Origin of the sequence: Mesorhizobium sp. M1066, from assembly GCF_040318635.1 — a bacterium.
Classification (GTDB): domain Bacteria; phylum Pseudomonadota; class Alphaproteobacteria; order Rhizobiales; family Rhizobiaceae; genus Mesorhizobium.
Window position 1 is genome coordinate 19,059 of sequence record NZ_JAMYMR010000054.1, and the last position, 11,949, is coordinate 31,007.

Genomic DNA, 11,949 nt, shown 5'->3' on the forward strand with positions numbered 1-11,949 from the left:
TCCACTTGCCGGTGGAAAGCCGTCCTTCGCGGGACGAGGATGAGGTGAGTTCGTAGTTCGGAAGTACCGATCGCACTGGGCATCAGGACGCGGTAACAGATTGTTCCACCCCATTCTTCTGAATCCCCATGGAGGGCAGGGCCAGAGCGCCGATCACGAAGAGAAGCAAGGCCCCGCGAATGACGTGCAATGCCGGTGAGGCGGAAAGCTCGAAAAGCGCTTGACCTCAACACGCCGAATAGAGAAGCCGGAACTGATTGGCCGTCGCTCTTGTGCAGGATGTGCGGTCGGCGGCGAGATGCGTCTTCCAGGACTTAATGTGGTTCTCGGCCGCGCCGGCAGTAGAGATCCTCGTAGAGCCCCTTGGCCTTTCCGCCGGCAAGATTGGGGACGATGAAGCGGCTGTCGGCACCTTGGGCGCCGACCTTGACGCGGGCGATGAGTGCTCGACGCGGCTTCAACTGGCGGCGCCGTCCAGGAATTCCTTGAACCGGCGGACCTTGTTCGTCTTCGCCGAGGCTTCAAAACGCGCCAGCGAGCGGGCTTCCAGGTCCGCGACATGCTTGCGTAGGGTCGTGGTAGGCGCCACGCCAAGGATGAAGTCGACATCGTCAGCGCGACACCAGTCGATGATCCGCGGACTGCAATAGTGGCTGTCGGCCCGGATCAGGATTCGGGTGCTCGGCCAGATGCTCTGGATCGCCCGCACCAGGCGCACAAAATCCGGCTTCAGAGATCGTGCATACCGTCGCCGAGCCAAACGAAAAGAGTCCGTTTGTCGGGTGTAGGTTGGCGCCCATATCTATTCAGTTGGATGCTCTCATCGCCTCCCGCGGTAAGGAGCAAGCAAGTCGATGGGAGGTAAGAGTTGGGGCGGGGGCAAGCGCGTCATCGTCACCTCTTCTTAGCGTGTGTTGTCGGCGAAACTATTTAAGGCTCTTGATAACATGCGTGCCAGCACTTTGCGATTTTCTCGGTTTCCCACCATCGTGTTGTGATTGCCTGGAACTGGAACTGCATGGATGGCCGTCGCACTTAAAATTCGGTCCCAGCCGCGCATGAGCGATCTTGCCTCTGGGCCAATTGAGCTCTCGCCCAGTCGCACACGACGGCTGGGGAAAGGATCAGCTGCATAAAACTGATGAATCTCAATTGGCAGGGACGGAACTTGATACGACTGCAGCGCCCTATGAAATTGGGCGGTTCTTTCAAACATCAGAATGTCATCGTGGAGATCACGATCCGGAGGTATCGCCTCGATTTTCTGTGCCTTTTCAAGCAGCTGAGCAATTGAACATTGTCCAGCAAAGCGGTCCAACACTTCGAAGCTCTCATCATCCAAGGATTCGAAACGGTCCAATACCATATTTCGGAGGATCTGAGAGGGGGATATGCTCGATCGATTTGCAAATAGCGTAACATCGATGAACGCCATGAAAGACACGGCTTCATCCAGACCCAGTAAGCGCTGGGCTATGGCGTAAGCCAAGATGCCACCCGAGCAGTATCCTGCAAAGCGGTATGGACCTTGCGGCTGAATCTCTTTGATTGCCAGGATGACCGTGTCAGCAATCGCTTCAAGGGTCAATGAACGAGCTTCATCGGAAGACGGCCATGGCAAAGCATAGACGGGACAGTCTATGTTCATTTCCTTTACCAAACTGATGACGTAGGAACAATCGCCCCAACCGTCGGGAACAAAGAAGAGCGGCGGTTGAGATCCCGTCGCACGAACGGGTAGAATGCCAGGTCTATGACGGTGAAAGTCAATCTCGACCCTCGATGCAAGCTCCTTCAGGACAGGAGCATGAAAGAGATCAGCCGCGCTAAACTTCAGTCCAAGATCTGATGCTCGGCTGAGTAGCTGCACCGCCAAGAGCGAGTGTCCGCCGAGTTCGAAGAAGTGGTCATGGCGTCCGACCCGCTCGACACCCAGAAGCTCCGCCCAGATCTGCGCCAGCGCCGTCTCGACCGCGCCGCGCGGCGCCTCATAGGCCGCCCGCGCATGGGCGTCGTCGGCCGGCGCCGGCAGCGCCTTGCGGTCGAGCTTGCCGTTCGGCGTCAGCGGCAGCGCCTCGATCCGCACGTACGCAGCCGGCACCATGTAGTCCGGCAGCCGCCCGCTCACATGCGCGCGCAAGGCGGCGGCAAGCCCGCCTCCATCGTCCTCGTCCGAGCCGGCATTGGGTCCACACACCACATAGGCGACAAGCTGCTTCTCGCCGGCGCGGTCCTCGTGCGCCACTACCGCCGCCTCACGCACCCGGTCGTGCTCACAAAGCCGCGCGGCGATCTCGCCCGGCTCGATGCGGAAGCCGCGGATCTTCACCTGGTCGTCATTGCGGCCGAGGAACTCCAGATTGCCGTCCGGCAGATAACGCGCCAGGTCGCCGGTCCGGTACATCCGCGCGCCTGCCCCATCGCTGAACGGATCGGCCAGAAACCGCTCCGCCGTCAGCTCGGGGCGGTTCAGGTAGCCACGCGCAACGCCTGCCCCGCCAATGTAAAGCTCACCCACCACCCCAAACGGCACGGGCGCACCTTGACCGTCCAGAAGATACACCCGCGTGTTCGCTATCGGACGCCCGATCGGGACAACTGGCCTGTCTAATCCAGCGGAATACACCCAGGCTGTCGCGTCAATCGTTGCCTCACTAGGCCCATAGAGATTGACAAGTGGCCGCGATGCCAATTGCAGCCATTTAGCTACATGCTCATTCCGGAGCGGCTCTCCGCCGCAGAATGTGTAACGTAAACTACGGACTTGCTTGGGATGAACATCATTACCCGTTGTCAATGCCGAAAGCAGCGACGGAACCAACTGAAGTACTGTCACCCGATACTTATTTACTATATCCAGAATTGTTCGGACATCTAATTGGCTGTCGAAGGGGAGAAGAGTTAATTGGGCCCCAATCGACAAGGATGTCCATAGCTCCCAAACCGCGGCATCAAAAGAGGGGGAGGTTCGCTGCAAGAAAATGTCGTGGGCAGCAAGTCGGAATCGATCCGCCTGCCAAGTTGTGTGATTCACCACTCCCCGGTGCTCGACCATGACGCCCTTTGGGGTTCCGGTTGAGCCTGAGGTGTAGATCACATAGGCGAGATGGCGCGCGGTGAGGCCAAGGGTGCGCGGGTCCGGGTTCGAGGCCGGCAACTCGGCCCAGGCCGGGGTCGCCGTATCCAGTTCGACCACGCTCACATCGGCCAGTGCCTCGGCGCCGAGTGCTGCGCGGCCGGCCGCATCGGCCAGCAGCAGGTGCGGCGTGGCATCGTCGAGAATCTGCCGCAGCCGCTGGAACGGATACGCCGGGTCCAGCGGCAGATAGGCACCCCCCGCCTTCAGGATCGCCAAAAGTCCCACCACCATCGCCAGGCTCCGCTCCAGGCAGATCGCCACCGGCTGGTCCGGCTTCACACCCAGTGCGATCAGATGATGCGCCAGCCGGTTGGCCCGCGCGTTGAGCTCGCCATAGCTCAGCCGCTCGTCCTCATGGACCAGCGCAACCGCCTCCGGCGCTTGGCGCACCTGCGCTTCGAACAGCTCGTGGATGCACCGCTCCGACGGATAGGCCGCCGCCGTCCGGTTCAATTCCTCAAAAAGATAGGCCCGCTCGTCGGTCGGCAGGATGCTCAGGTTACGCACCGGCGTATTGGGGGCATGCTCCAGTGCCCCTGCCAGTTGCCCGAGCACGTGCTGCATGTAGCCGCAGACCCGATCCGCAGAGATTGGCTCCGCCACCTGCGCCGTCAGGCCGAGCGCCTCGCCATAATCCTCCACCGACAGGGTCAGCGGATAGTTGGTGCGTTCCTCGCCGCCCAGCCATTCCACGCCCGACAGGACATCATCCGGTCCGGAGCCTGACATGGCCGCCGGCGTGTTGTGGCGGTAGTTCAATAGCGCGCTGAACAGCGGCGCCGGCGCCGCAACGCCGCTGCAGCGTTGCGCCAGCGCCAGCGAGGCATGCTCGTGCGCCAGCAGCTCCGCCAGCCGCGCATGTGTGGCCCGAACGCTCTCCTCGATCCCCGTCCCGTCCAGATCCAGACGCAATGGCAGGGTGTTCATGAACAGGCCCATCGCCCGGTCGGCGCCCGCACCGCCATGCATGCGGCCAAACAGCACCGTGCCGAACACCACCTGCTCTCGCCCGCTGCTGCGCGCCACCACCTGCCCCCAGGCCAGATGGCACAGGCTGGCCAGGCTCACCCCAAGCCGCCGCGCCTGTTCCCGCAGCCGATCGTTGAGCGCCTGCGGCAGCATCCGATGCGCCTCGCCGACACCGCTGCCGTCGCCGCGGACCTCGCTCAGCCCGAACGGCATGGTCGGCTCATCGATGTCCGCCAGCAGACCCCGGAAGAACTGCTCATGCGCCTTGGCATCAACCCCCATGCGCGCCTGCGCCACCAGATTGCGGAACGGCTGCGGCGTGCCCAGCTCATGCCCTCGGCCCCCCAGCACCGCCTCGACCTCGGAATGTAGCACCTCCGACGTCGTGTGATCCCCGATCAGATGATGGTGCAAGCTCAACAGCAGCCAACGGTCACTATCTGGTTCGACGGCGATCACGAACCGCATCAATGGCGCCCGGCCGAGATCAATACGATGCTGACGTGGGTCGAAACGGCGCTTCAACTGCTCATGGCCAGGACCACCATCTGCATCCAGCTCAACCTCGACCACATCCAGCGGTGCAGTGCGCCAGACCACCTGCGCCGGGTTGGACAGCCCCTCCCAGACAAAGGCCGTACGCAGGATGTCGTGCCGATCCACTACCTGCTGAACCGCACCAAGATAGCGCTCCAACAGGTCATGGTCGGCGAACGCCATCTGCGACACCAGCAGGTAGGGATCGCCCCGGCTGGCCAGCAGATGATGGAACAGGATGCCGTCCTGCAGCGGCGACAAGCCATAAATGTCCTGGATGTTGCCGATGCCACCGGGCACCGTGCCGACGATCCGGTCGATCTCCGGCTGGGCCAACTCAATGAGCGGCAGCATCTGCGGCGTAATCGCCGTACTGTGCTCGGTGATCAGGTTGGCAGGGACCGCCACCTCATGATGGCTGCCCAAGCCTGCGGCAAGATCGGCAAGCACCGGCCTGGCGAACAGGGTGCGCACCTCCACCCCAAGCGACAGCCGCCGCAGACGCTCCATCAGTTGAACCGCCAAGAGCGAGTGGCCGCCGAGCTCGAAGAAGTGGTCGTGGCGGCCGACCCGCTCGAGGCCGAGCAGCTCTTGCCAGTTCCGGGCCAGCAGCGTCTCGACCTCGCCCTGCGGCGCTTCATAGGCCGCCCGCGCATAGGCGTCGTCGGCCGGCGCCGGCAGCGCCTTGCGGTCCAGTTTGCCGTTCGGCGTCAGCGGCAGTGCCGATAGCCGCACGAACGCCGACGGCACCATGTAGTCCGGCAGCCGCCCGCTCACATGCGCGCGCAAGGGGCCGGCAAGCCCGCCTCCGTCGTCGTCGTCCGAGCCGGCCTCGGGTCCACACACGACATAGGCGACAAGATGCTTGTCGCCGGCGCGGTCCTGGCGCGCTACCACCACCGCCTCGCGCACCCAGGCGTGCTCGATGAGCCGCGCCGCGATCTCGCCCGGCTCGATGCGGAAGCCGCGGATCTTCACCTGGTCGTCGTTGCGGCCCAGAAACTCCAGATTGCCGTCCGGCAGATAGCGCGCCAGGTCGCCGGTCCGGTACATCCGGGCGCCTTCCACAAAGGGACTGGCGATGAACCGCTCCGCCGTCAGATCGGGACGGTTCAGGTAGCCACGCGCAACCCCCGCCCCGCCGATGTAAAGCTCACCCACCGCCCCGAACGGAACGGGCGCACCATGCCCGTCCAACAGGTACACCTGCGTGTTCGCAATCGGACGGCCAATCGGGATCGAGGCCATACCCTCGACAGATTGGGATATCTCGAATGTGGCACATCCAACCGTTGCTTCTGTCGGACCAAAATGATTGATCAGACGCACGCTCGGGAAACGCTCTTGCCAAAACTGCATGTCTGCCGGAATTAAGGCCTCGCCCCCGACCATGAGCGCTCTTGCCGGAGCCGGTCCATTGTGGGCTTCAAGTCGTTTGTTCAGCATGCTTAGATGCGAAGGCGTCAGCTTGATCAGATCATAGGTCTGACCATCCTCTACAGCACCAATCCAGTCTATTAGAATGCGGAGCCTGGCGCCCGCCAACAGAGGCCCGAACAAAGTCGTAATGCTGCCGTCAAAGCTAAACGACATCAGCATCAGCGAGCCGTTCGCAGCTCGTTCGTAATGGCGGCGATCCGACCAATGCAAATAGTTCACCAGACTGCCATGCTCGACCATGACGCCCTTTGGGGTTCCGGTTGAGCCGGAGGTGTAGATGACATAGGCGAGATGGCCCGCGGTGAGGCCAAGGGCGTGCGGGTCCGGGTTCGAGGCGGGCAGCCCGGCCCAGGTCGGGGTCGCCGTCTCCAGATCGATCGCCGTCACATCGGCCAGCGCCTCGGCGCCCAGTGCTGCGCGTCCGGCCGAATCGGCCAGCAGCAGCCGCGGCGCCGCATCCTCGAGAACCTGCTGCAGCCGCGCGCAGGGATAAGCCGGGTCCAGCGGCAGATAGGCACCGCCCGCCTTGAGGATCGCCAAAAGCCCCACCACCATGGCCGGGCTGCGCTCCAGGCAGATCGCTACCGGCTGGTCCGGCCTGACCCCGAGCCCGATCAGATGGTGCGCCAGCCGGTTGGCCCGCGCGTTGAGCTCGCCATAGCTCAACCGCTCGTCCTCGCAGACCAGCGCCACCGCCTCCGGCGCTTTGTGCACCTGCGCCTCGAACAGCTCATGGATGCACCGCTCCGACGGATAGGCCGCCGCCGTCCGGTTCAGCTCCTCCAGCAGATAGGTCCGCTCCTCGGCCGGCAGCAGTTCAATCCGACCGACCGGCTGGCCTGCATCGGTCCTCACACCATATAACAAAGTTTGCAAATGCTGTGTCATACGGCCGATTTGCTTCGGCGCTAGTCGACTTGCATCGAACTGCCATCGAAAGCTCCCATCCTGAACGCAGACCTCAAACGTCAGCAAATCGCCGCATAGGCGGGCCCCAGCACCTTGGCTCGACGTCAAATCGCCAGCGACAGAACAGCTGTCTGTCGTGATTGTGAGGCCAATCGGCCAGGGCTGGTGCGACCGTAGCGGCTCCACACCTCGCACTGTGGGCCAGCGCGCGATAAGATCCCGCGCAAAGCTACCGCGCTCCCTCAGCTGAGCGCATTCGGCTGCCACCATTTTGCGTATTTCTTCAAAATCATGTGCAAGATCAATGGTAACTTCCATCGGCGCGACAGAGGCGATAAGCACCTCCATCGCTTTAGAGCCAACTTGCGATCTATCCGATGCGGGCGTCCATCCCAGTTGAAGATCTTTTTCTCCCGTGATGCGGGCGAGATAGATCAGCCAAGCCGTTACCAAGCATTCCGTGCGATCATGTGGAGACAGCTTAGCTAAAGCACTAGGAATGAACCACGAACTCGATTGCCATCTGGGCGGCGCCTCAGCCACGGACGACGACAGGAAAGGAAGCTGCAATATTTTAAACTGCTCTAGCCGCCGTCGCCAAAAATCCTCCCGAGGCGCCAGCAATTCATGGGTGGCAGTTATGCTCTGCGCCTCTTCATCGCTCAAAATTGGCAGACGATCACCTTCATTCAGATTGGAATGCCTGGCGAGGTCCCGCGCGTCCAGCGCCTGACCATCGGAGCTGCCAAAGCAAACCTCAACATCCTGCGTACCCGTCGCCACCCGCCAGTGGCTGGAGTGGATTTCAAGCAGGCAACCTGCCGGAAAGCCCGAGCGTTGTGGCAGCACCTCCAGGCGTCTGACTGTGACAACCCCATCGCCTACGAGAGCCTTGGGCAGACACAATGGATTGGGATGATATGGCCCAAAGTCTAGGGCACGCGTCATCGCTGACAGATCTTGCGCGGATCGATCCCATCGCAGACAGCCTGCCGCATCTGGGCGTCGACGTCTCGGAAAATAGCTTCTGTTCACCAGCGCCTGCGGATAAGCAATAAGCTTCCCGCTCTTGAGGCCAGTTAAAAGCTCGCGGAAACCCTCGACAGCGGCCTCATAACATTTGAGGTTCAGGGTCAGTGCCGTATCGGTAGGCGCAATCAGCACTTGGCGCTGGACCACCACGTCACCCGTATCAACACCATCATCGATACGATGCCACGTGATGGCATGTTCGGTCTCTTGCGCCAGCAGCGCCCAGGACGTCGCGTGCGTTCCCGCATATCGTGGCAATGGACCGTCGTGGTAGTTGAAAGCACCTTGACGCACTGTCCCAAACACGTCCGGTGGCAGTATGAACGGATTGGCAACGGAGAGTATCCAATCCACCGGCTCGGTCTTCAAAAGAGAGGAGAGCTCTTCAACACTCGCCATGCGGGGGATCTTGGCGCGAGCCGCCCACTCTGCGAATATGGCATCGCCACACAGGGCCGCACCAATGACGTGGCCCATCTCAATTGCCAGCTGAGCGCAGCTGATAGCAAGCGTACCACTGCCAACAAAGACGCTGGAGGAGATTGATCGGGCTGCAGGTTGCCTATCCCGACCGCCTGGTTCGCAAGCGCCTCCGCGCACTGGAGAAGACCGATATGCCATCTTCACCCCTCCAGCAGTCCACCCAGTAGGCCGGGCAGTGCCCGCCCCAGGCGCCGCGGCACGTAGCGGCCCAAACTAATCACACTGGTTCGGATTTGCTCGGGGGTAACCGCGCCCACAGTCGCTTGTGTAATATGGCGTGCACTGACGGTAACGAAACTCTTGCGCGGAGCCACATCTTCCCAAAGTGCCCGGCAAGCCCCCACGGCTCCAAATATCGTCTCCGGCAGCATCGCAGCCGCCACCTTAACCTGATCTGAGTTTCCAGTGAGCCTGATCATCGGACGACTTCTCCTCAGTCTATGCGCCTTGTAGAGGACTACGCATGTACCGTGCCAAAGGAGAAATCGTTCTCAACCAATATGATAGCCTAACACTGCTATGTTGCTTATCCGACATCGTCGGACATAGGACGATTGAGCGCTGTCAATCGTCCGTTCAATTGCGGATCGCTGTCAAGCATCTGCCGCGGCGTTATCAACTTAACTCGCGTTCAGGGATTTGCGGCATAGAGCTTGTGCCGCAAGCAGCACAGCCGAAACGATGTCTGGCACCTGGACGAGGTCGTCATCACCATCGCCGGCAGGATCCTCACCGAGCTTGGCAAAGATCTGTGTCTCGGAGCCGGTCGGCTCCAGCACCGAAACAATTGCCGGCAGGCCGTCGGGCGCGACGTCGATATGCTCGGGACGTATGCCGTAGACGACCGGCTGGCCGCCCTGCGCCCTGCCCTCCTCGACCGGCAGCACGGATCCGGTGTCCGAGACAAAGACCTGTCTGCCGTCCTTCGCATCGATCTTGCCCTTGATGAAATTCATCGCCGGCGAGCCGATAAAACCGGCGACGAAGACATTGCCCGGATTGTCGTAGAGATCGAGCGGTGCGCCGACCTGTTCCACCTTGCCGTCCCGCATCACCACGATCTTGTCGGCCATGGTCATCGCCTCGATCTGATCATGGGTAACGTAGACGATCGTCGTGCCGAGGCGCTGATGCAGTTCCTTGATTTCTACACGCATCGCAACACGAAGTTGGGCGTCGAGATTCGATAAAGGCTCATCGAACAAGAAGACCTGTGGGTCGCGCACAATGGCGCGTCCCATGGCCACACGCTGGCGCTGTCCGCCCGATAGCTGTTTCGGAAACCGGTCGAGCAGCTTGCCCAGATCGAGTATCTCGGCCGCCTTCTTCACCTTGGCATCGATCTCGGCTTTAGGCCTGCCCTTGATCTTGAGAGAGAAGCCCATGTTGGCGGCGACGTTCTTGTGCGGATAGAGCGCATAGTTCTGGAACACCATCGCTATGTCGCGGTCTTTTGGCAGAACATCGTTCACCACCCGGCCGCCAATGCTGATCTCACCGCCCGATATTGGTTCGAGACCGGCGATCATGCGCAACAGGGTGGATTTGCCACACCCTGACGGACCGACGAGGATGACGAACTCGCCATCGGCAATGTCGACATTCACGACCATGGATGACTTGGACGTTTCCGTAGCGCTTGATGATATTCCTGACAGTGACCTGAGCCAACTCGCATCTCCTCTATTGCGGCAAGGCAATCTGCATCTTCACTTCGCCTTTTTGGGCGGATGCGGCGATCTCAAACGCGCGAACGCTGTCTTCGAAGTCGAACGTGCGCGTGATCAGCGGCTTCACGTCGATCGCGCCAGAAGACAGCATGGCAACACAGCGTGGAAAACATGGGCATAGCGGAACACGTGTTCGACGCGCGCTTCGCGCACCATCGCTTTGCCGACGTCATCGGCGAGCTGAACACGAGTGGAGTTCTACCGGGCTGAACCATGCGGCCTCCCGAAGCCGAGTCATTGCTATTACACGGCATTGGTGGCTGGCAATATTAGATTATTGCATTCTTGCAAGGAATGACTTAGCGTGGGCCTGCTTCTTCATGCACTCGGTTGCGATGTCGGGCGTCAAAGAATAATCTGGAGGATTCGCATGACCATAAGACTGCTTCACCAGACGGACCTGTTCCGTCCCTATATCGATCCGGACGATCACTGGGACCTTGCTTGCGTCTATGCTCTTGCCGCATCGGGCCAACTCGAACTCGGCGGCGTACTGGTTGACTTCCCGCCCAATCACTATCCGGGCCGCAGTCCGGACGTCACCGGCATTGCGCAGCTAAGCTACCTCACGGGGTTGCCGACCCATATGGCTGTCGGCTCCTCCGTTCCCTACACGCATGACCGGGCGTCGCTTGCTACCCTTTCCAGGCGCGACCGCGCCGGCGCGGAGTTTCTCCTCCGCTATCTTCGCGACAGCGAAGGGCCGGCCTATATCAGCATCGTCGGCTCCTGCCGCGATCTCGCCATCGCGGCCAGGCTTGATCCGGATCTCTTCCGTAACAAATGCGCAGGCATCTACGTCAACGCCGGCACGGGCCATCCCGATGTCGCGAAGCAGGGAGGGATAGAGTACAATGTCGAACTAAATGCAGCCGCGTACGCGGCCACGTTCGACATACCCTGCCCGATTTACTGGATGCCATGCTTCGAGACCATCAGGCAGGAGGCGGAGGGAACGGTCGAGCGGTATGGTACTTTATACCGTTTCAAGCAGCGCGACATTCTGTCAAAGTTGTCGCCGGCCCTCCAAAGCTACTTCACCTATTCCCTCGAAGGGCGGACAGATGCGCGCTACCTACAGCCGCTAATGGCGCCGCGGAGCGATGTACCGAGCTTCGTGACCTTTCGTGCCGATCGCGATATGTGGTGCACCGCCGGCTTTTTCCACATGGTGTCTCAAGCCGTGGACAAGGCGGGCAACATTATTCCAAGTTCCAACACGGACGATGCGGTTTTTGGCTTCCGTCCCGTCGACATCAAATGCGATCCGAATGGGGTGCCGACGTGGACGGACGCCGATGCAGAGTCAAATCGGTTCTTGTTTGAGGTGAAGGATCTCGATAGCTATGCTAGCGCCATGACCCTCGCCATGACGACGCTACTGGGGAATATTCAGTAGTCGCAAGCCGAAATGGCGGCCATTGCAATTTCGAGACCTTTCCGCCGCTCGTGATGGTCGCGAACGAGTGGTTTTGGCGCAGTAGCGCGGCCCTCGCCGTGGCCGCGAAGCGAAAGATCGGCGCTATCACCACGTGTTATCCGTAAGCGGTGCGCCAAGGCACTTTCCCGAAATCGACTTGATGGTTAGATCGCTCGTTGGTCGGCCCGCCGGCGCCGATCACTGCGGATCGTAGTGGGTGACGTAGTGGAGTTCGCGCAGGGCGGGGATGACGAGGGCGGTGTCTTTGTAGGCCTCATGCTCGATGAAGC

The 11,949-nt window shown here is 61.0% G+C and carries 2 protein-coding genes and 2 pseudogenes; 1 reads left to right on the forward strand and 3 read right to left on the reverse strand.

Annotated features, from left to right (window positions below; all coding sequences use genetic code 11):
* Nucleotides 1-226 precede the first annotated feature (226 nt).
* The 3 genes and pseudogenes from NKH52_RS32525 to NKH52_RS32535 all read right to left on the reverse strand — a co-directional run bounded on the left by NKH52_RS32525 (nt 227) and on the right by NKH52_RS32535 (nt 10,180).
* Nucleotides 227-718 (reverse strand): annotated as a pseudogene (locus NKH52_RS32525) (transposase).
* 186 nt (nt 719-904) lie between these two features.
* The gene (locus tag NKH52_RS32530) at nt 905-8,503 is read right to left on the reverse strand and encodes a non-ribosomal peptide synthetase (RefSeq protein WP_352657523.1); all 7,599 of its coding nucleotides are present in this window, start codon (nt 8,501-8,503) and stop codon (nt 905-907) included.
* 626 nt (nt 8,504-9,129) lie between these two features.
* Nucleotides 9,130-10,180: pseudogene (locus NKH52_RS32535) on the reverse strand (ABC transporter ATP-binding protein).
* Nucleotides 10,181-10,609: 429 nt separating this feature from the next.
* On the opposite strand from NKH52_RS32535, the gene NKH52_RS32540 reads away from it, so the two are divergent.
* The gene (locus tag NKH52_RS32540) at nt 10,610-11,638 is read left to right on the forward strand and encodes a hypothetical protein (RefSeq protein WP_352657526.1); all 1,029 of its coding nucleotides are present in this window, start codon (nt 10,610-10,612) and stop codon (nt 11,636-11,638) included.
* Nucleotides 11,639-11,949: the final 311 nt, after the last annotated feature.